This is a genomic window from Arthrobacter globiformis NBRC 12137 (genome assembly GCF_000238915.1).
Taxonomy (GTDB): domain Bacteria; phylum Actinomycetota; class Actinomycetes; order Actinomycetales; family Micrococcaceae; genus Arthrobacter; species Arthrobacter globiformis.
On the sequence record NZ_BAEG01000110.1, the window covers coordinates 1 to 20,004 of the forward strand.

The window sequence follows — 20,004 nt, forward strand, 5'->3', positions numbered from 1 at the left end:
GCTGTCAGCCCGATGCTAACTGCCCGGAGAACAGCTCCGCCGCGGGAGGTGAGTGCGAGTTTGTCGTAGCGCGCGCCACTGCTTGAAGATGTTGAAGTTGCGTTCGACGACGTTGCGGCCTTTGTAGGCCGGCGGGCTGCCGCCGGTGGGGCCGCGTCGTTTTCGGTGACCGATCTGATCGGATGGTTGCGGGATGACCGCCACGATGCTGGTGGACGCGGTTCACCGTCGAGTCGACCGAGACTGACCACTGACTTCGCCCCGGGCGTCGGGCTCCCTGAGCAGCCCGGCCAGGATCTGGTCCCAAGTGCCGTCGCCGCTGTAGCGGCGGTGCCGTTTCCAAACGCCCAGCCTCGACTTTCAATCGGATACCAGAAGGCCGCTGGTGCTTTAGTGCCCGGCAGCGAAGACGACGCCGCGTTCAGATTCCAGCTCTCCGGGGTTGCCTTCATGGGCGGCAGGGACCCTCGCGCTTTTGAAGGTGAGCAGGTGTGAGAGCCGCTGGGCCGTGGCGACTACGGCGCTGGTGAGCTCCGTTGGCGGGGTTCCAGCTACACGGTGGTTCGGGACCGTGACGGCGACCGACCCTCGAATGATGCCGTTGACGAAGAATGGTGCGGCGATGCCATGGGCGTCAGGGACTCGTTCACTGTCGGTGGCAGCCCAGCCCTGGGAGCGGATGATGCCAAGCTCCGCAGCGGATACTCCCGCCTCATCTGTTATTCGGGTGCGAACGTGTTCGGGCAAGTGGGCGAGGATCGCTTTGCCCGCAGCACCGGCAGTCAGCGGAATTTCTTCACCTTCTTCCAGAACGTAGCGGACATTCCGGGCACCGGCGATCGTTCGTCCGATGTGGGCCACGTGGCTATCTGCATCGTAAAGGGCAAGGGTGGTGGTTTCCCCCGTTTTTTCGCTAAGTTCGCGCAGATCCTCGTCCACCAGTTGCGAAAAATCATGGCCGGAGCCGAGCGAGGATGACCAGCGCAGCAGCGTCGGGCCAGCCGTCCAGGCTCCGTTGTCCAGCGTGGTCATCAGTCCCACGTCGCGGGTGGATTCAGCGAGCCGGCGGGTAGCCACGGACCGGGTTCCCCACAAGCTCGAAAGGCCTTGCAGCGATAGTTGGGCCAACGGTTCGGAACAGAATGCCGTGATAATGGCCGCGATCCGTTGAATAAGTGCCGACGATTCGGCTTCATAGACGTCGTGCCCCTTGTTCCTGCTGCTGTCGGTGAGCAGGGATTCGAGTTCCCGGGCGGCTTCATTGAGCAGTTCTGCGCCGGCCCCGATGTCTGATTCCTTGAATTCGTTCCGCGGCCGGGACAGCGACAGGGACCCAAACAGCCGGTCGTTGACGGTGAACGGCACGCCGATGCCTGCGGCGTCGGGAATGTGCTGGCCGATGCTGACGACCGCGCCTACGGTGGCATAGCTCTGCAGGGCATTCGCAATGCGTGTCCGGCTGTCCATCGAGGCTTCCGTGTACTTCTTGAGTTCCTCGGGCAGTCCTGCCGTTCCCCGGCGGGTAAGAATAGCGAGCCCGAGCGCACCGGCATGGGTTGGCAGGTTGGTACCAGGTGGAAGCGTGTACCGGACAGGTGCGTCAGGTTCCACGGAGGCCAGGACGAAGCACTGCTCCGGATTGCCGGTTTCGACGGCCATCAGAGCTGTTGCCCCGGACGCCCGGCTCAAGCGCGCCAAAATTTTCGTCCCCTCGGCAAAGAGAGGATGGCCGTCCTGAAGCGCAGCGGACAGGACCTTCAGCCGTGGGCCGACGATATAGGCGCCACTGACGTCCCTGGACACCAGGCGTTCCTCAACGAGCCGGCTGAGGATCCGATTGACAGTGCTTCGGCTCGCGCCAAGCTCCTCGGCCAACTCCCGAACGCCCCATCCATAGCCGGCGCGGCCGATGACAGCCTCGAGGACGGCAACGACCTCTTTAGAGCCGTCCCGCTGTGCCGACTGGTCCAGTTGCTCCATATTTGCAGTATCCCACGGCATTCCGCCCTCCTCCCTGCATGAACCCGGCTTCCCCGCCGCCGCTTGACAGTGGCATGGAACACAGGCATTCTTGAATCAATCCCCCAAGTGAGACACTGTCCCACTTTTCTAAACCAAAAGACAGAGAGGTCTTCGGATGGCCATCCCCACATTGGCGGTCCCGGACACTGCCCGGCGTACCAAAGCCAAGAAAGCCACCGGCGTAGCAGCCTTCGGTACCTTCATCGAGTACTACGACTTCAGCGTCTATGGCTACGTTGCCGCTACGCTGGCGATCGTGTTCTTCCCCGGTGATGATCCGGTCATCGGCCTGCTGAACACCCTGTTGGTGTTCGGTTCAGCGTTCATCGTCCGCCCGCTCGGCGCGGTGTTCTTCGGCCGCCTCGGTGACCGCAAGGGCCGCCGGACGAGCCTGATCGCGAGCATCACGTGCATGGGTATCGCTGCCACCCTGACCGGCCTGCTGCCGGGCTACGCGCAGATCGGCGTTCTGGCGCCGATCCTGCTGGTGCTGCTGCGCATGCTTCAGGGCTTCTCCACAGGTGGTGAGATCGGCGGCGCCGCCGCCTATATACATGAATGGGCTGCACCGAACCGGCGTTCCCTCTTCGTCTCCCTGATCCCGTCCGTCGCACAACTCGGCAAGGGCCTGGCCGCCGGTCTCGCCGCCCTCGCAGCGGCAATGATGCCCGCCGCCGACCTGGCAGCATGGGGCTGGCGTATCCCGTTCCTCCTCGCCCTTCCCCTGGGCATCCTGTGCCTGGTCATGCGACTGAAGGTTGAAGACAGCCCGGAGTTCCAGGCCATCAACAAAACCACTGAAGGCACCTCCAAGGCTCCCTTCAAGGAGGTCCTGACCAAGTACCCCAAGGCGCTGGCCAAGGTCACCACCATCTCCCTCGTGCAGAACCTTGGCACCTACATCGGCACCGTCTTCGTCGCCGTCTACTTCAGTGAAGTCCTCGGCTTCACCAAGGGCGAAGCATCGACCATCGTTCTCCTGGCGGTCCTCTTCGCGGCACTCCTGATTCCCATGGCCGGCCAGCTCGGCAGCCGCATCGGCAGCAAGAAGGTCCTGCTCTGGGCTTACGTCGCCTACGTCGCCATCACCATCCCGTCCTTCGCCATGATGAACCAGGGCTCCTTTGTCCTGGCGCTCCTGGGCCTTGGCCTTGGCATCATCCCTTACGCCCTCTGCCAGGCCGGCACCTACGGCGCGATGCTTGAGTTCTACCCCACCAGGGTCCGGCACACAGGTGTCGCATTCGGCCACAGCGTCGGAGCCGTCATCGGCGGCGGCGCCGGCCCCTACCTGGCCACCTACCTCATCGACCTGACCGGCAACACCTTCGTGCCAGCGTTCATCCTGGTCGGCGCAGGCGCCCTCGGACTCCTGGTTGTCGGTCTCACGGTCAGGGCCAACACCGATCTTTCCTCCCATCTCTACCGTTAGGCCCCGCACCGTGACCGAGATCTACATTTCCGACGCCATCCACGAGGACGTCATGGCCGACATCCGCAAGAACGCCCTCGTGCACGTCGGCTACGGCCCCGGCAAGGTCAATTACCTCGACATCAGCGAGAACATTGACGCCGTCATCCTGCGGGCAGAAACCTTCACCCGCGAGATGATCGAAGCCTCCCCTAACCTCAAAATCATTGCCCGTCACGGGGTCGGCACCGACAACGTCGACATTCCAGCGGCTTCACAAAACGGGGTCTGGGTCACCAGCACCCCGGGCTCGAACAGCAACGCCGTCGCCGAGCACGTCTTCGCTCTCCTGCTCTCCCTGACCCGCCGGGTCGTGCCGGCCGCGAACCGGGTCCTGGCCGGAACCTGGGCCGAGGGCCGCGGCGACCTGATCGGCCACGAACTCTCCGGCCGCACCCTCGGCATCGTGGGCTTCGGGGCCATCGGCAAGCGCGTCGCGGCGATGGCCAAAGGATTCGGCATGCGGGTTTTGGCCTCCGACCCGGCCGCAACCGCAGCGGACGCCGCAACTGCGGGCGCCGACCTTGTCGAGCTGGACACCCTGTACGACGGGGCGGACATCATCACGCTGCACGCGCCACTGCTGCCCAGCACACGCCACATGATCTCCACCCGTGAACTGGCCCTCATGAAGCCTGGCGCAGTCGTCATCAACACCTCCCGCGGTGGCCTGATCGATGAGGACGCCCTGGTTGCCGCCCTGACAAACGGCACCCTGGCCGGGGCGGCCCTGGATGTCCTCGAGGCCGAAACCATCAACATGAAGGACCCGCTTTCCAAGAACAGGGTGCCCCTGCACGAAGTGCCCACTCTGCTGGTCACCCCCCATATCGCCGGCCAGACCCAGGAAGCATTCCAGGAAGCCGGCGCCCGTTCCTGGTCAGACGTGCAGGCCGTGCTGGCAGGCGAACCCCCTGCCTTCCCGGTCAACGCCAACGACCTGCGCAAAGTCCCCGCCTAATCCGGCCTCCAGAATCCAAGGAACCAAACGTGTACATCAACGCCCCGGCAGAGAACATCACCGTCTACCCCGAATGGCCCCGCCCGTCCCGCGACCTGCTCCAATCACTGGCCGCCTACCCCCCGGCACTGATCGGTGACGTACGCAAACGCATGGACATGATGTCCGCCGACATCCGATGCCTCACCCCCGGCACCCGCCTAGCCGGCAGCGTCCTGCCCATCCAGGTCTGGGAAGGAGACAACCTCGCCATCCACCGCGGCCTCGATGAAGCCAAACCCGGCGACGTGCTCGTCATCTCCGGCAACGGCGCCACCAACCGGTCCGTCTTCGGCGGCATCCTCGCCGAAATATGCCTCCACAAAGGCGTCACCGGAGTCATCATCGACGGTGCCGTCCGCGACATCGAAGAAATGAACGACATGGGCCTGGCCGTGTTTGCCCGCGGCACCGTACCGGCAGGCCCATCCAAGAACGGCCCCGGTTATGTCGGCAAGCCCGTCGCCTGCGGCAACGTCGTCTGCAACCCCGGTGACGTCGTCATCGGCGACGCCGACGGCATCGTCGTCATCCCCCAGGCCGAACTCATCGAAACCCTCCAGGCCCTTCCCGGCCAGGAGGACAGCGAACGCAGCATACGGACTCGCATTAAAGAAGCCGTCGCCTCCTAAAAGCGCCCGCAGGAGTGGCAGCAGTCCCGGCGGGACTGCTGCCACTCCTGCCTGCCAAGAAAGAACCAACTAATGGCATTGAACCGCGCCACGCCACGCAAGCATGTCGAATGGAGCCCTGATCAACGCGCTGGTGGAAATCCGCCACCAGGACAACGTCATCCGAACAGGGTTCGTGGAAGACGCAATGCCCGACTCCTCCGCCCTCTGGCTCGCAGCCGACGCCGTACATCCTCGTCAGTTGTTTGAAGCCGCCCAAGGTCATCAGGTGTGGGTCACACCGCAGGAACTCAGCGGCGACCTCAATTACCGCATGACGACAACACAGATATTCCGCAACTCCTCAGGAAGAAGACCCTGAACGGCTCAGCGAATCATTCAGCCGGCCAGCCTTTAGGAACTAAACGTCGTGACGGGCCGTCAAGAGTCTTCCCGCAAGCCGGTCAAACCACATCGACGCTGGAACCGGACCAGGCTCCTCTGTATAGGGCACACCCAATCGGACGAGTCGTCCGTGGGCCCGCTTTAGTGTGCACCTCGTTCGAGGTCGGCCAGTTCTGATTCAAGTTGCTGGGTCAGGTTCCGTAGGCGGCGGATGTGTTCTTGGGAGACGCGCCCTGGCTGGCTGGTGACTTGTGCATCAACGTCGAAGACGGTGTTGGGGCTGTGCCAGACGTTGAACCATTCGAGGCCGTGGCCGAGGGCGTCCCGAGTTACGCCTTGGAGCAGGAGCAGGGGTTCCCGGGTGTTGATGTTCAGTTTCCGTGCCAGGTCAGGATCTGCGGAGACGGCCTGTACCTGGCGGGGTCCGCCGGCGGGGTGGTAGCCATGGTCGCGCATCAGGCTGAGGAGTGAGGCGTTTTCGAGCAGCTCCGCGGTGAAGTGGGGGAAGAAGTCGCGCGGGACCCAGGTCCGCATGAAGGCCACGGGAAGGTCATCGAGGTAGCGGACCCGTTCGATTTTCCACGTGTTGGTGGTGTTAAGGGCCTCGATGCCTGCCTGGGGCGGCTCGGAAGGTTCCACGCTGAGGACATGCGTGCGCAGGCGCTGGCCGTGCGCGGCCGCCTGTTCATCCAGGCCGCCCGCGCGCTGCACGTGCCGGCGGAGGACCGGTGTTGCGGCGACGACGCTGCCGCGGCCGCGCTGACGTCGGATCAGGCCGAGGTCAGCGAGACCTGACAGGGCCTGGCGCACAACGCTGCGGGAGACCCCGAACTGCCTTTGCAGTTCCTCTTCCGTGGGCAGAGAGGACCCCGGGGACAGCGCAAGGTCCACGATCTGCCTATGCAGGATGTCCCGAATTTGGGCATGGAGAGGGCCGCCGGCTTCCCGGTTCAAACCACTGCTGCGTCCCGCAGGCTCCGACGCTGTTTCTGCTGGTTCCAAACTCACGATAACTCCTCTGCCGCTGTGCAAATCTTAGCCCTCACGCTGAAGCAATAGCCCTTGGACAGGAATCACACGTCTTGACGTGATCCGCGCCACCTATTATTGTACGTATCAAAGGTACGTACAACTTTGGGAATCTGGGAATCACAGAAGATGCCGCAGACCCGAAGCGCGAGTCACCTGCTTGAGCCCGCGTCGGCGCCTGAGCGAAGTGAACGTACCTGCACATGACAGTCGGATACGTAAGTTCAAATCCCCCCGAATTGGAGAGTCCATGCGCGACCCGCGCTCGGTGCGTTGCACCTACTACCTAGAATCCGAAATTGACCCGGAGAAGGCCGCGACCATCATGGCCGGCGAACAGTCCAGCGGGACCTTCCTGCCGGTGCCGGGCGAATCCGCCCGGATCCGGGAGCGGCACGCGGCCCGGATCTCGGATGTTCAGGAGCTTGGCTTTTGCCGGCCTTCCCTGCCGTCACGGGCGAACCCGGAAAAAGTCCGTGCTGCATTGGTGACCGCTGACTTCCCGATGGAGAACGTGGGCACCGACCTGGCGACCCTGCAGACTGCCATCGCAGGCAATCTTTTCGAGCTGGGCGATTTGTATGCCTGCCGGCTTCAGGACATTCAGCTGCCTGAGGACTTCGTCGCCGCCCACCCCGGGCCGGCCTTCGGTATCGAGGGGACGCGCAAGCTCATCAGTGACGTTCAGGGCGTGATGGTCGGCACCATCGTCAAGCCCAATGTCGGGCTTTCCGAAGAGGAGTTCCGGCTGGTGGTCCGGGATCTGGCGATGGCCTCCATTGACCTGATCAAGGACGATGAGCTCATGACTGATCCGGCCTATCTGCCGTTGGAACGCCGGGTCGCGGTCGCTACCGAAGAGATCCGCGCCGCTGAGCAGGTCACGGGCCACTCCACCATGTATGCCTTCAACATCACCGGTGACCTCGCTGGTCTGCGAAAGCGCCACGACCTGGTTGTTGAAGCCGGTGGCCGCTGTGTGATGCTGAACGTCCCGGTGATGGGGCTCCCGGCCCTGGCCTTGCTGCGCAGCTTCGCCGAGGTTCCTATCCACGGGCATCGTGCCGGTCTCGCGGCCTCGATGCGGTCCAAGGCCCTGGGCATGGATTACCGGGTCTGGCAGCAGATGGCCCGCCTCGCCGGCGCCGATCACCTGCACGCCAGCGGGCTGGGCAGCAAGTTCTACGAACTCGATGAAGAGGTCGCCGCGAACATCCGCAGCCTGCTTGCACCTCTCGGACACACCATTGCACCACTTCCTGTGTTGTCGTCCGGGCAGAACGTCACCACCCCGGGCCCGACATTCGAGGCTGTGGGTTCCACCGACCTGATGATGCTGGCCGGAGGGGGCGTCGCTGCCCACCCGGACGGGCCCGGAGCCGGAGTGCGGAGCCTCCGCCAGGCCTGGGAAGCAGCCGTGGACGAAGTGCCGCTGCAGAGCGCAGCGGACAAGCTCGCCTCAACGGGGGACGAGGCTCTCCTGCACGCAGTCCAGACATTCGGGAAAGGTGCCTGATATGCCCGCTTTCGGTTTCGTCGCCGACGACCTCACCGGAGCCGCCGACGTCCTCGCCCAGGCCCACCGCTACGGGCTGGAAGCTGCGCTGGTCATCGGGGACGCCCCACTGCCCACTGACACCGACGTCGTCGGGTTCGCCGGGCCTGCCCGTTCCCTGGCCGGCACGGCCTTCGACAGCCTGGTCACCCGTGACCTCGCAGGCATCGCAGCGCTGAACCTGGAGGTGCTGCTCTATAAGGTCTGCTCCACGTTCGACAGTTCCACGACTATCGGGAGCATCGGCCGCGGGATCCACCTGCTCCACGAGCAGTTCCCGCTGCACGGACCCATCCCGGTAGTCCCGGCCCAACCCGCTTTTGGCCGATACACCGCCTTCAGCAACCACTACGCAACCTATGCCGGCCAGATTTACCGGCTGGACCGTCACCCGGTCATGTCCCGTCATCCTTCCACGCCGATGTCTGAAGCGGACCTGCGTCAGGTTCTGGCCGAACAGCTCGGCGGCGCCGAGGTACCCGGGGCCATCCATCTGCCCGCCTACGACGACGGCACGTTCAAGGACGCCTGGGCGGCCCGGAGGCGAGACCTCGGGACGCAGGCCTTCGTGGTCGACGCTGTGGACGAACACCAGATGGACGCCGTCGCAGAAGCACTCACCCGGGAAGAGCACGGTCATGGTCCCTCGATCGTGGTCGGCTCAGGCGGCATCATGGCCGCGCTGGCCAGGTCCATCTCGGACCAGGCCGCACGCACATCCGGCCCGCAGAAGCCGTCGGGACCGGTGCTGGCCGTTAGCGCCTCGGCCTCGAGCACCACAGCGGAACAGATCAACGACGCCATCTCGAATGGCTGGGAGGACGTCCCGGTGCCTGCCGAGTTGCTGCAGCGCGATGACGCCGCACTGGTTGCCGCCCTCGATGAGCGCGTTTCTGCCGCCCTTCGGGCAGGGCGCAACGTGGTCGTTCACACCACCCGGGGCGCGGCGGATCCCCGCTACGGCGCGAGCACACCAGTGGACGCCGGCTACGTCGGCACGTTGATCGGCGGCATTGCTGCCCGGATGGCCGACGCCGGGCGTACCCGAGATATCGCCGTATGTGGGGGCGATACCTCAAGCCACGCACTCATCGCCATGGGCGTGCGCCAGCTCCGGGTGTCCGGCCAGTTCGTCACCGCAGGCCCCATTCTGCGGGCCGACAGCGGCTCCGCCGTCGGCGGATCCCGGCTGCTGCTTAAGGGCGGACAGGTTGGCCCAACCGACATTCTGGCCCGCTTCGCCGGGCAGCACCCCAGCTAGCACTCCGGACAATTCCTCCAAGCATCACCAGAACCAACGAAAGGCGGCCCCCATGCGGGCAGTAGTCAAAAACGCAGCCGAACGAGGCGTCACTTACGTCACCGACGCCGGCGATCCCAAGGCCACAGAAGGCTCGGTCGTCATCGAAGTGGGCGCTGCCTCCCTGTGCGGCACAGACCGGGAACTCTACGAATGGACCCCCTCCGCCCAGGCGTTCAACCTCAACCTCCCGGTCATCCTCGGCCACGAAGGCGCAGGCACCATCGTCGAGGTCGGCCCCGGCGTCACGGGACTGAACGTGGGCGACCAGGTCGCCCTCGAAAGCCACCTGACCTGCGGCCAGTGCTTCCCCTGCCGCACCGGGGACGCACACACCTGCGAACGAACCGGCATCCTGGGCATGCACATCGACGGCGTCTTCGCCGAATACGCCGCCGTCCCCCAGGACATCTGCGTCAAGCTCCCCACCGGCCTGTCACTCGAATCCGGTGCCCTGCTCGAGGCGGCCGGCGTCGCCGTCCACGCGATCCAGCGCGCCAACTATTCCGTCGCGGGCCGGGCCGTGCTCGTCAGCGGCGCAGGCCCGGTCGGCCTCGTCGTTGTGAACCTGGCACTGCTCATGGGTGCCTCCCACGTCATCGCCGTCGACCCCAACCCCTACCGGAGGGCCCAAGCCGAAAAGCTCGGTGCGACTGCCCTGCACCCGAACGACGGCATCGTCGAGCGCTGCCGCGAATTGACCGGCCGCCGCGGCGGATTCGACGTCGCCTTCGAATGCTCCGGCGCCCCCGGTACCCTGGCCACACTCTTCGAAGCCGTGCGCCGGGAAGCGACCGTCATCACCGTCGGACACCCCAGCCGCCCGGCCGAGGTCGATATCGCCGCCTACATTAACAAAAAAGGCATCACCCTTCGCGGCATCTTCGGCCGCCGGCTCTGGGAAACCTGGGAACAAAGCCTGCTGCTCCTCGATTCCGGAAAGCTGGATCTCGACTGGCTGATCACCCACCGCAAGAAGCTCAGTGAGATCGACGAAGCCGTAGAACTCCTCACCGGAGACGCCTGCAAAGTCCTGCTCATCCCAGGCCTCGGCTAACCCCAAAAAACAACGGAACTGACGGTCCAAACCGCGCAGCTCCCAACCACCCAGCTATTCACAGGAGAAATCAATGACGATTCCCATCAAGAAAGCCCTTGAAAGAGTCCCCGGCGGGATGATGCTGGTGCCCCTTGGCATCGGCGCCGTCATCCACACCCTGGCCCCGGACGCCGGCAAGTTTTTCGGTTCCTTCACCGGGGCCTTCTTCACCGGCCTGGCGCCGCTGCTGGCCGTGTTCTTTGTCTGCCTCGGCGCAACACTCGAGGTCAAATCAACGCCCTACATCCTCAAAAAGGGCGGCGTGCTCCTCGGCTCCAAAATTCTCTTCGCCGTCCTCATCGGCGTCATCGCCGGCCGCTTCCTCGGCGAGGCCCCCATCGACTCCGGGATACTGGCCGGCCTGTCGACCCTGGCACTCGTCGCAGCCCTGAACGACACCAACGGCGGGCTCTACATCTCCCTGATGGGACAGTTCGGGCGTAAGCGCGATGCCGGTGCTTACTCCATCCTGTCGCTCGAGTCCGGCCCCTTCCTGACCATGGTCACACTGGGAATCGCCGGTCTCGCCGCATTCCCCTGGCAGGCACTCGTCGGCGCCATCCTCCCGCTGGCACTGGGCATGCTCCTGGGAAACCTCGATAAGAACATGCGTCACCTCCTGGCCCCGCTGGTGCCCGCGATGGTGCCGTTCCTCGGCCTGGCCCTCGGCCTGACCATCAACCTCAACGCCGTCGTCGAAGCCGGACTGCTCGGCATCGCCCTTGGCCTGTTCGTGGTCTTCGTCGGCGGCGCAGTACTGCTCCTCGCTGACAAACTCACCGGCGGCGACGGCGTTGCCGGCCTCGCAGCAGCAACCACAGCCGGCAACGCCGCGCTCGTTCCCGCCATCATCGCCACAGCCAACCCCGTCTACGCCCCCGCCGCAGAACACGCCACCGTCCTGGTCGCAGCCTCGGTCGTCGTCTCCGCAGTGCTCTGCCCAATCGTCACGTCAGCATGGGCAAAGAGGGTGCAGAAGAAACTGATCGCAGCAGAGATGAACAACAACCCGGCCGAGGAAAAGTTGGTACCCAGGCACGCGGTAGAACCCCAAAACTGATCTGGGAGTAATAAAAGATCAAGGGCGGGGCGTGCACCATGCACCCCCGCCCGTCCTTATATACCCAGCCCGGCTAGAAGAAGACGCCAGATCCACCTGAAGGAACACCATGAATGGAGCAGCCACTTGGCCAGTGACCGACACACTCCCCGGATCCCAAACCCGCCTGCTGGACTATCACAACTGGATCCACCTCAACCCGGGCGACAAAGTGATCGTCAAACGGGCCGGCTGCCCTCCCGAACACGGCACCGTCAATGACATTGCCCTAGACGCCTCATACTTTTGGGTCCGGATCGACGGCCAAAGCAGAATCCTCATCTTTCACGGCGACAGAACCATCATCCACAAAATCCTCACATAGCGACGCACGGCACAACTTACCAATAGGACCCGCCACGTCTCGAAACCTGCGGATGTGAGATGCTCCTCACCAAGATGGGCTGCACTCCTCCGCGGAAGCCATTCGGTGGGCCGCGGCGAGTATCGCAGCTGCACATCACATGACTGGCTGCGACATGTGCTCGCTCGCGCGTCCCGTTAGGGCACACCCCAACCTGACGCAGTTGGCGTCGGAATTGGGCCCAGAAACAAGAACTTCATCTGGGACCAGGCGCCGCCCGTCGCCGCCCACAGCCGGGGCCAATTCCTATTGGTCATCCACCGCTGGTGCTGCGATGGGAGCTAACCCAATGGCTCCCGACTTCCAGCCGTGGATAACCGAATTGACCCCAACTGTGGACGGAAAGGGTTCTTCCCGAAAGCCACGCGTCCGAGCCCCGCCAGGTTGACGGAATCACCATTATCGGCGTCCTTCAGAGATTCTCGTCTCGCGAGAGAACACTGCCTCTGGGTGGATTGACCCTCACCCAATAGTGACGACCGGCCGGGAGAAGAAGGCTGCCGCCGCAGGCGAAACTACTGGACGCGGGCTAAGCATTTTGTTGCTGCTTCTTCTGCCGTATCCATTTTGTCCGCATGTTCGCGAGACGGAATCCCCAGATCATCATGCTGATGGACACCAGGGACATGACGGCGCACAGGACATAAGCCTCAATCTTGAAGCTTCCCGTAGCGCTTCCGTAGTACAGCGCCCAAATGAAACCTGCAGCAAAAATCCCCATTACCGCACTCAGCAATCTAAGCCCCGTGGGACTTTGCACTGAGTTGATGGCGGTCATCGGCGGGGTGTATCCAGGAGGTTGCCCGTGCGGTCCATAAAGGTCGTCCCAGCGCGCTGGCCGATCCGGGGTCAGTCCGCGGCCCCGCCGTTCATCGTTGCTCACAGCACGCCCTCTCGTTAGACACTCCCGCCTGCTAGCAGCATCGCCATTGTTTCACGTGCCTACCAAGGTCGACGGAATCGCGATTATCGGCGTTTGCTTTGAAGGCTCATTTGACGAGAACAACACGCATGTATCGCTACAGCAGGTTCATCGAAAATGGTGATTCAGCAGGTGCATTCAACCACTGCGCAGCCAACGACGCCCAGGCAAGCTGGAGGGCGAGCCTCGGTTGCGTTCTACCGCTCCAGGTCAGGGAAGCGTTCTGAGCGGGGTCCAACGGCATCCGTGACTGCACTGTGGTTGGTGGCGTTCCTGATAACTGGGCGGCTCTTTGCAGGAACATAGGCGCCTTTATGCCGGCCCGGTCTGGGTGGCCGCAGGGCTGCGGCGACAACGAATGCGAGGATGACAGCTACAACTGCAGCTAAACCAATAAGGAAACTACTATCCATGCTGCCACTCTAAGGGCACATGGCGTGGGATCACCGAAACTCCGCCCGCAGGAAGCGGATCACTAGGCCCCCGTGCATTTGAAGGAGCTAGGCCGTAACCCGAAGCTTAGGTTGACGAAAGGTCCATTATCGGCGTGGAAAAATAAAGAAACTAGGACAGTAGCGCTTTCGTGATTGCTGGTTCAAGTCTTTGCGGGCGGACGTAAGTACGAGGCCGTAATTGGCGGTAATTAGACGGTCCATGCCGCTGTTAAGTCCGAAGTGGAGATTGACCTGTTGCGTGATGTCGACGGTTACGCCGGCTTGCAGTCGCAGATCTGGAACGATCCGACCGATCAGCAACGGGGGCGCTCCTTGCCGTCGCTAAGAACCTATCCTCGCCGCGAGGCCCTGCCGCAGATGTTCAATGGCGGCGCTGATCCGGCGGGGAGTCTTGGTTGTGGCGGGGTAGAGAGCGTAAATGTCCGCGCTGGGCGTCGGAGTGTCCGGGAGGACCTGCTGCAGGACTCCCTGCTGGATCAGTGGGTTGACGTGCCATGTGGAGCGCATGATCAAGCCAAGGCCCTGGACGCACCAGTCGGTTACAACGTCCCCGTCGTCGCTGATCATGTTGCCCCTGACGTCGACGTACTCCTGCTCTTTTTCGCCAAAGCGCCACAGGGAGTAGTCGGCGTTGTTTTCCCGCAGGACGATGCAGTTGTGCCGTTCCAGGTCCCTAATCGTCCGCAGCGGCGGCGCGCTGCCAATGTAGCTCGGTGCCGCACAAACAATCCTTCGGTTCCGCGCCAGGAGTTTTGCCTTGAGCCTGGAGTCGGAAAGGCCTCCGACCCGGATGGCGATGTCGAAACTTGTACCCGAGATGTTCAAAGGCAGTGGTGAAAGCTCCAGGTCTATCTGGATCAACGGGTGCTGCCGGATGAAATCCCCCAGCAGCGGGGCAATGTGCTTGCGGCCGATCCCCAGGGTCGAATGCACGGTAATCCGCCCCTTTAGCTCGCCATGCTGAACGGACAGCGCGTCTTCGAGGTCTGTTTTCTGCTGCAGAATCGACAGCGCCCCCGCCGCGTACCGGTGGCCTTCCTCTGTGAGGGTCAGGCGGCGTGTGCTGCGCCGGACCAGTGGTACCCCGAGCCGTGACTCAAGCGCAGCGAGGCGTTTGCTTACCGCAGACACGGACTTCCCCCAGTTCCGTGCGGCTTCGGTGAGGCTCTGCGAACGGGAGATCTGCTCAAAAAACTCCAGGTCATCGATCGATGTGAGGTCCATTTCCTGCTTCTTTCGTTTTGGGAAACAATGCATTGTCGCACACGCCCTTAATCAGCCGCTTCTTGTCTCTTACGCTTATGTGACTGGAAGCACAGCCGAAGGTATTGCCCTTAGGTAGGCAACCCGCACCCGGGACAACGGCGTTCATACAAGCGAAAGACCAAGACCATGACTAATACGCACCGCATCGCAGTCATCGCCGGAGATGGCATCGGCCAGGAGGTCATCCCTGAAGGGCTGCGCGCTCTGGAAGCGGCCTCGGAAGCATTCGACTTCAAGCTCGAAACAACCCAGTTCGATTACGCAAATGCCGACTATTACACCAGGCACGGCAAGATGCTTCCCGACAACTGGTTCGAGGAGCTGAGCACCTACGACGCTATCTTCTTTGGCGCTGTGGGCTGGCCTGAGATTGTTCCCGATCACGTCTCCCTGTGGGGCAGCCTCCTCCAGTTCCGCCGTGGCTTTGACCAGTACGTGAGCCTGCGCCCCGTGAAGCTGCTGGCCGGCATGGACAGCCCCTTGACCGGCCGAGTGCCCGGTGACGTGGACTTCTACGTGGTCCGCGAAAACACCGAAGGCGAATACTCCAGCATCGGTGGAAAGATCTTCGAAGGCACCGAGCGGGAAACCGTCATGCAGGAAACTGTCATGACCCGCACCGGTGTGGACCGCATCCTGAAATACGCCTTCGACCTGGCACAGAGCCGCCCCAAAAAGCACCTCACCTCGGCGACCAAAAGCAACGGTATCTCCATCTCCATGCCGTACTGGGACGAGCGCGTAGAGGAAATGGCCAAGGGTTTCAGCGACGTGAACGTGGACAAATACCACATCGACATCCTCACAGCTAACTTCGTGATGCACCCGGACTGGTTCGACGTCGTTGTCGCCAGCAACCTGTTCGGCGACATCCTCTCCGACCTGGGACCTGCCTGCACCGGCACCATCGGCATCGCCCCCAGTGGCAACATCAACCCGGAACGCAAGTTCCCCAGCCTCTTCGAACCCGTCCACGGCTCCGCACCGGACATCGCCGGCAAGGGCATCGCCAACCCCATCGGACAGATCTGGAGCGCGGCCATGATGCTGGACCACCTCGGTGAACGCCAGGCCGCGGCAGCCGTCCAGCAGGGCTTCGAAAACGTCCTCGCACACGGCGGCAGCCACATCCTCACCCCGGACCTCGGCGGCGAAGCCACCACCGAAGTCCTCGGAAAGACCGTTGCCGAGGAAATCACCTCCGTGGCCCTGACCGAAGCAGGCAAGTAAGTTGACCACCGTGCCGTCCGGGACAAACCTTTCCGGCCGGGACCGAGGCCCCGAAGGACTCTCCGTCCTCATCGCCCCAGATAAGTTCAAAGGCTCGTTAACTGCGCCGGAGGTCGCCCGCGGCATCGCCAAAGGACTGCAGAAGGCAGAGCCCGGAATCCACACCATTGAGCTGCCCGTAGCCGACGGCGGTGACGGGACACTCGATGCCTTCCTCGCCAACGGCTACACCGCACGCGAAATCATGGTGACAGGCCCGGACAACGACCTGCAGCGCTCGGCAATCGCGATCAAGGACGGCACGGCAGTCATCGAAACAGCCCTGACATCCGGTCTGGCGATGCGCGGGGACCGAACACCCAACCCGCTGGCAGCAACCAGCCGGGGCGTGGGCGACGCCATCCTGGCAGCCCTCAATGCCGGCGCCAACCGCATCATCATCGGCCTCGGCGGCAGCGCCTGCACGGACGGCGGCGCCGGCATGCTCCAGGCCCTCGGCGTCTCATTGAAGGACGGCGCAGGCGCCATCCTCTACCCCGGAGGAATCAGCCTCCTGGACCTGGAACATGTCGACTTGTCCGGACTCGATCCCAGGATGCCCGACACCGAGATCATTCTGGCAACAGACGTCACCAATCCCCTCCTTGGTCCCAACGGCGCCGCCGCCGTCTACGGACCCCAAAAGGGGGCGGACAAAGAGGACGTCAGGCTACTTGACTGGGCCCTCAGCCATTTCGCGTCCAAGATTTCCCTTGAGGCTGCACACTTGCCCGGAGCCGGCGCTGCCGGAGGCATCGGTTTCGCCGCCCTGGCCGTGCTCGGCGCCACCGCCCGCCCGGGCATAGAGCTCGTGCTGGAGATGCTGGACTTCGAAACGCACCTGACAGGAGCAGACCTGGTCATCACCGGCGAAGGCCGGCTGGACGACCAGAGCTTCCAGGGGAAGGCGCCGACAGGGGTGCTGGCAGCAGCTGCCCGGCGCAACATCCCCGCCGTGGCCGTCTGCGGTTCCAGTCTGCTCACCGCCGAGCCGCGGTATCCGGACTTCGACGCAGTTCACGCCCTCACCGATATCGCACCCGATGTCCGCACAGCCATCAGCAATGCCGGACCGCTGCTGGAAAAACTGGCCACGCGGATCAATGTCCGCAAACTGCAGCCCCAGCCGGCCGCGCACTAGATACCACCCATACCAAGCCCGGGGCAAAGACGCCCACCCCTCCCAATGAAGCGAGAGACCATCATGAGCACCACCACAGAACGCAAGGAAGCAGGCCCGGTAAAATCCGCACGGTTCATCCTCGGCGGGGTTCCGCTGATCGTGCCGATCCTGCTGGCAGGAATCGTCATCACCGCCGGCGCCTTCGAAGCCATCCCCACCAACATGATCGGCGGACTCGCCATCATCACGGCATTCGGCATGCTGCTCGGACCCCTGGGCAACTGGCTCCCCGTCATCTCCAAGATCGGCGGCGGCGCCCTGGTTTGCCTCCTGGTGCCCTCACTGCTCGTGTACTTCGGAGCGTTCAACAGCAACATGCTCGAAGCCGCCACCGCATTGATGAAAGAGGCCAACTTCCTCTACTTCGTCATCTGCACTCTTGTGGTGGGCAGCATCCTCGGCATGCACCGGAGCACCATGCTGCGGGCACTTGTCCGCATCTTCCCACCCCTGCTCGCCGGAACAGTCGCGGCGGTGGCCGCAGGTCTCGGCGTCGCCATGCTCTTCGGATACAGCTTTGAGCGAGCCCTGTTCTACATCGTCGTCCCCATCATCGGCGGCGGCATCGGAGAAGGCGTCATCCCCCTCTCCGCCGCCTACGCCAACGCCCTCGGCGGCGACCCGAAAGACTTCATCGCCCAGCTCATCCCGGCCGCAGTCATCGGCAACATCGTCGCCATCATCCTCGCCGGCCTGCTCCGCCGACTCGGCGAACGCAAGGCCCACCTCGACGGCGGCGGAATGCTCGTCAAGCCCAAGCCCGGCACCAAGGCAGAAGAGGTCCACGACAGCAACCACGACGCCGTCCCGGCCAACCCCAACTACGCCATGGGCATCCTGCTGATCTGCGGCATGTACGTCCTGGGCAGCCTGGCCGAACCGTTCCTGCACCTGCCCGCCCCGATCCTGGTCATCGTCTTCTCCGTCATCCTCAAAGTCGCCGGCATCGTCCCCGCCAGCGTCGAAGGCTCCGCCCGGGCCGTGTACGTCATCATCTCCAAGCATCTGATCTACCCCACCATGATCGGACTCGGCATGCTCTACGTGCCCATGGCCGACGTCATCAGCGTCCTCTCGATCGGCTACGTCATCACCTGTATGGCCGTCGTGATCACCATGGCAGTCGTTGGCTTCTACGTCGGCAAAGCCTTGGGCATGTACCCCGTCGATGCCTCTCTCGTCACCGTCTGCCACAGCGGACTCGGAGGGACCGGCGACGTCGCCATCCTCTCCGCCTCCAACCGCATGAACCTCATGCCCTTTGCTCAAATTTCCACGCGCATCGGCGGGGTCACCACCGTCATCTCCGCAGCATCACTGATCCACCTGACAGCTTCCTAACCAAATTCTTGATCTCTAACAGGCTGCAGAAAGCGGAGGAACCACGACGGTTCCTCCGCTTTCTGCATCAAGTTTCGGATTGGTGCTGCTGCAACTACGTAGCGTCTCCAAGCCGCATATCCCTCGCCTCTATCGTCCGCTCGTCCACTTGAGGCACACCCCAACCTGACGCAGTTGGCGTCGGAATTGGGCCCAGAAACAAGAACTTCATCTGGGACCAGGCGCCGCCCGTCGCCGCCCAGGGTTCTTCCCGAAAGCCACGCGTCCGAGCCCCGCCAGGTTGACGGAATCTCCATTATCGGCGGTGAAACAACTGGAGTAGAAGTAGCTGCGAGAACTCCCGGCCTCTAGCGTATTAGACGTTTTCGCGGGTCAGATAGGGTTTTTTCGTACGCCGAACCCCCAGTGATGCTGTCCGGATTTGCGGCGTTGAGCGCTGAAGCTACAGGTTTCCTGCATTTAAGGCATGTTTCCATGGTTTAGGGGTTGCAGTGAGTGGTGCCGTTCCGGGTTTCCATGGGCGCCGGCCGAGAAGAAGCTGGCTGCGCAGGGAACTTCTCCCCGCGGTACATGAAAGCAAGTTTGTCGTAACGCATCGCCGAGGACACGCCATTGCTTGGAAATTGAAGTTCCATTCGGCAACTTCGGATTCTGAACAGCCGCGGACTGGGCGTGTCCAGTGGGATAACAAAGGGTGGCGCTCCTGAACCACCGATCTTACCCGGTCACTAACTAGACATCTAGCTTTTCTGGGGTGCTCCGGAGGCCACCTATGCCCAGTGCTTGATGAGAAGGCGCCGCGCTCGGAGCACCTTCATTTCTGAAGGGATTCCCAGCACCAGTGCGGTAAAGCCGTCCACAGTGCGGGCAGTCAATTCGGCGTTTCTTCTCCTGCCAATTGGGCCGGGACGGCGGGCCGGCTTGCCCGCCTTTCTTCGGCTCCAGCTGGCGCAGCTAGTGAAATTATGCTAGACTTCTAGCTAAATCGGGCTACTGTCCTTTGATTGTTATTGGAGATGGTGTGATGGCTGAAGACGCAGAGGAATCTGCAACCACTGAGGAACCGTTCCGGATGACTGCCAATGCCCAGAAGATGAAGCGCATAGGGTCCTCTGAATACGAATCACTGGCCCGTGCCGCTGCCATTGAGCTGTACCCGGACGTCAATTCGTCCGCCATGGCGTTGTGTTTCAACCTCATCCGAGCCGCCAACAGGATGACCACGGACATGGAAGTCTCGGTGCACCGCCCCATGGGCATCAGCTTTGCCGGCTACCGCCTGCTGTTCACCATCAAGTCGGTGGGGCAGGTTCACCCAAACGAGCTGGCCCGGTTGTCCAGCGTTTCCACGGCTTCCATAGCCAGCTTGCTCAACACATTGGCGAAGAGCGGGCTCGTTACCCGAGCGCCGGATCCAGAGGACAAGCGCAAGACCGTGGTGCAGCTTTCGGACGAAGGCGAGCAAATGGTGGCCGATCTCTTCCAGATCAACAACCAGCGCGAGCAAGCTTGGGCCGCGGGGCTCACCGAAACCGAAGCGTCGATCCTCGCCGAACTGCTGCGCAAGCTGTTGCTGCACCACCCGGCTCCCCGAACCAGCTAGAACTGTAGGA

At 63.0% G+C, this 20,004-nt stretch carries 17 protein-coding genes and 1 pseudogene; 13 read left to right on the forward strand and 5 right to left on the reverse strand.

The features are described 5' to 3' along the window. Together ARGLB_RS23750 and ARGLB_RS20280 are read right to left on the reverse strand one after the other, a co-directional pair. A pseudogene (locus ARGLB_RS23750) lies at positions 1-207 on the reverse strand (IS5/IS1182 family transposase); the annotation flags it as partial. 183 nt (positions 208-390) lie between these two features. Then, on the reverse strand, positions 391-1,980 hold the full coding sequence (locus ARGLB_RS20280) for an IclR family transcriptional regulator (RefSeq protein ID WP_175305036.1): 1,590 nt from the start codon (positions 1,978-1,980) through the stop codon (positions 391-393). 157 nt (positions 1,981-2,137) lie between these two features. Here ARGLB_RS20280 and ARGLB_RS20285 point away from each other — a divergent pair, with 157 nt between their 5' ends. The 4 genes from ARGLB_RS20285 to ARGLB_RS20300 all read left to right on the forward strand — a co-directional run bounded on the left by ARGLB_RS20285 (position 2,138) and on the right by ARGLB_RS20300 (position 5,486). Beyond that, positions 2,138-3,454 (forward strand): MFS transporter, encoded by a 1,317-nt coding sequence (locus tag ARGLB_RS20285; RefSeq protein WP_003805967.1) that lies wholly within the window; start codon positions 2,138-2,140, stop codon positions 3,452-3,454. 10 nt (positions 3,455-3,464) lie between these two features. Further along, positions 3,465-4,454 carry a hydroxyacid dehydrogenase gene (locus ARGLB_RS20290; RefSeq protein ID WP_003805968.1) on the forward strand — a complete coding sequence of 330 codons (990 nt, stop codon included), beginning with the start codon at positions 3,465-3,467 and terminating at the stop codon, positions 4,452-4,454. 29 nt (positions 4,455-4,483) lie between these two features. Beyond that, positions 4,484-5,125, forward strand: a complete 642-nt coding sequence (locus tag ARGLB_RS20295; RefSeq protein ID WP_003805969.1) for an RraA family protein — start codon at positions 4,484-4,486, stop codon at positions 5,123-5,125. Between the two features lie 103 nt (positions 5,126-5,228). Further along, the gene (locus tag ARGLB_RS20300) at positions 5,229-5,486 is read left to right on the forward strand and encodes a hypothetical protein (protein WP_003805970.1); all 258 of its coding nucleotides are present in this window, start codon (positions 5,229-5,231) and stop codon (positions 5,484-5,486) included. Positions 5,487-5,650: 164 nt separating this feature from the next. On the opposite strand, the gene ARGLB_RS20305 is transcribed toward ARGLB_RS20300, so the two are convergent. Then, positions 5,651-6,517 (reverse strand): GntR family transcriptional regulator, encoded by an 867-nt coding sequence (locus ARGLB_RS20305; protein ID WP_175305037.1) that lies wholly within the window; start codon positions 6,515-6,517, stop codon positions 5,651-5,653. 271 nt (positions 6,518-6,788) lie between these two features. On the opposite strand from ARGLB_RS20305, the gene ARGLB_RS20310 reads away from it, so the two are divergent. The 5 genes from ARGLB_RS20310 (at position 6,789) to ARGLB_RS20330 (ending at position 11,916) form a co-directional block, all read left to right on the forward strand. Continuing rightward, on the forward strand, positions 6,789-8,054 hold the full coding sequence (locus ARGLB_RS20310; protein ID WP_003805972.1) for a RuBisCO large subunit C-terminal-like domain-containing protein: 1,266 nt from the start codon (positions 6,789-6,791) through the stop codon (positions 8,052-8,054). 1 nt (position 8,055) lies between these two features. Continuing rightward, positions 8,056-9,354, forward strand: coding sequence for a four-carbon acid sugar kinase family protein (locus tag ARGLB_RS20315; RefSeq protein ID WP_003805973.1), 1,299 nt, complete (start codon positions 8,056-8,058; stop codon positions 9,352-9,354). A gap of 52 nt (positions 9,355-9,406) precedes the next feature. After that, positions 9,407-10,450, forward strand: coding sequence for a zinc-dependent alcohol dehydrogenase (locus tag ARGLB_RS20320; protein ID WP_003805975.1), 1,044 nt, complete (start codon positions 9,407-9,409; stop codon positions 10,448-10,450). Between the two features lie 73 nt (positions 10,451-10,523). Next, a complete protein-coding gene (locus ARGLB_RS20325; protein WP_003805976.1) occupies positions 10,524-11,552 on the forward strand; it encodes a 2-keto-3-deoxygluconate permease in 1,029 nt (342 codons plus the stop codon). Between the two features lie 133 nt (positions 11,553-11,685). After that, a complete protein-coding gene (locus ARGLB_RS20330) occupies positions 11,686-11,916 on the forward strand; it encodes a hypothetical protein (RefSeq protein WP_245531578.1) in 231 nt (76 codons plus the stop codon). A gap of 568 nt (positions 11,917-12,484) precedes the next feature. Here ARGLB_RS20330 and ARGLB_RS20335 read toward each other — a convergent pair. Together ARGLB_RS20335 and ARGLB_RS20340 are read right to left on the reverse strand one after the other, a co-directional pair. Next, complete coding sequence (locus ARGLB_RS20335; RefSeq protein WP_003805978.1) at positions 12,485-12,733, reverse strand: hypothetical protein; 249 nt, start codon at positions 12,731-12,733, stop codon at positions 12,485-12,487. Positions 12,734-13,653: 920 nt separating this feature from the next. After that, complete coding sequence (locus ARGLB_RS20340) at positions 13,654-14,556, reverse strand: LysR substrate-binding domain-containing protein (protein ID WP_003805979.1); 903 nt, start codon at positions 14,554-14,556, stop codon at positions 13,654-13,656. A gap of 168 nt (positions 14,557-14,724) precedes the next feature. On the opposite strand from ARGLB_RS20340, the gene ARGLB_RS20345 reads away from it, so the two are divergent. The 4 genes from ARGLB_RS20345 to ARGLB_RS20360 all read left to right on the forward strand — a co-directional run bounded on the left by ARGLB_RS20345 (position 14,725) and on the right by ARGLB_RS20360 (position 19,994). Further along, positions 14,725-15,828: a tartrate dehydrogenase gene (locus ARGLB_RS20345; protein ID WP_003805980.1), complete on the forward strand. Its 1,104-nt coding sequence runs from the start codon at positions 14,725-14,727 to the stop codon at positions 15,826-15,828. Between the two features lie 10 nt (positions 15,829-15,838). Beyond that, positions 15,839-17,008 carry a glycerate kinase gene (locus ARGLB_RS20350; protein WP_050934440.1) on the forward strand — a complete coding sequence of 390 codons (1,170 nt, stop codon included), beginning with the start codon at positions 15,839-15,841 and terminating at the stop codon, positions 17,006-17,008. Positions 17,009-17,071: 63 nt separating this feature from the next. Continuing rightward, positions 17,072-18,391 (forward strand): 2-hydroxycarboxylate transporter family protein, encoded by a 1,320-nt coding sequence (locus tag ARGLB_RS20355; protein ID WP_050934435.1) that lies wholly within the window; start codon positions 17,072-17,074, stop codon positions 18,389-18,391. 1,072 nt (positions 18,392-19,463) lie between these two features. After that, complete coding sequence (locus ARGLB_RS20360; protein ID WP_175305038.1) at positions 19,464-19,994, forward strand: MarR family winged helix-turn-helix transcriptional regulator; 531 nt, start codon at positions 19,464-19,466, stop codon at positions 19,992-19,994. The last annotated feature ends 10 nt before the right edge of the window (positions 19,995-20,004 follow it).

What these genes read in the sequence shown, in the direction of transcription:
- ARGLB_RS20360 (WP_175305038.1), top strand. Translation starts at nt 19,464, where the DNA reads ATGACTGCCAATGCCCAGAAGATGAAGCGCATAGGGTCCTCTGAATAC.
- ARGLB_RS20345 (WP_003805980.1), top strand. Translation starts at nt 14,725, where the DNA reads ATGACTAATACGCACCGCATCGCAGTCATCGCCGGAGATGGCATCGGC.
- ARGLB_RS20310 (WP_003805972.1), top strand. Translation starts at nt 6,789, where the DNA reads ATGCGCGACCCGCGCTCGGTGCGTTGCACCTACTACCTAGAATCCGAA.
- ARGLB_RS20325 (WP_003805976.1), top strand. Translation starts at nt 10,524, where the DNA reads ATGACGATTCCCATCAAGAAAGCCCTTGAAAGAGTCCCCGGCGGGATG.
- ARGLB_RS20340 (WP_003805979.1), bottom strand. Translation starts at nt 14,556, where the DNA reads ATGGACCTCACATCGATCGATGACCTGGAGTTTTTTGAGCAGATCTCC.
- ARGLB_RS20355 (WP_050934435.1), top strand. Translation starts at nt 17,072, where the DNA reads ATGAGCACCACCACAGAACGCAAGGAAGCAGGCCCGGTAAAATCCGCA.
- ARGLB_RS20285 (WP_003805967.1), top strand. Translation starts at nt 2,138, where the DNA reads ATGGCCATCCCCACATTGGCGGTCCCGGACACTGCCCGGCGTACCAAA.
- ARGLB_RS20315 (WP_003805973.1), top strand. Translation starts at nt 8,056, where the DNA reads ATGCCCGCTTTCGGTTTCGTCGCCGACGACCTCACCGGAGCCGCCGAC.
- ARGLB_RS20300 (WP_003805970.1), top strand. Translation starts at nt 5,229, where the DNA reads ATGTCGAATGGAGCCCTGATCAACGCGCTGGTGGAAATCCGCCACCAG.
- ARGLB_RS20320 (WP_003805975.1), top strand. Translation starts at nt 9,407, where the DNA reads ATGCGGGCAGTAGTCAAAAACGCAGCCGAACGAGGCGTCACTTACGTC.
- ARGLB_RS20335 (WP_003805978.1), bottom strand. Translation starts at nt 12,733, where the DNA reads ATGACCGCCATCAACTCAGTGCAAAGTCCCACGGGGCTTAGATTGCTG.
- ARGLB_RS20280 (WP_175305036.1), bottom strand. Translation starts at nt 1,980, where the DNA reads ATGGAGCAACTGGACCAGTCGGCACAGCGGGACGGCTCTAAAGAGGTC.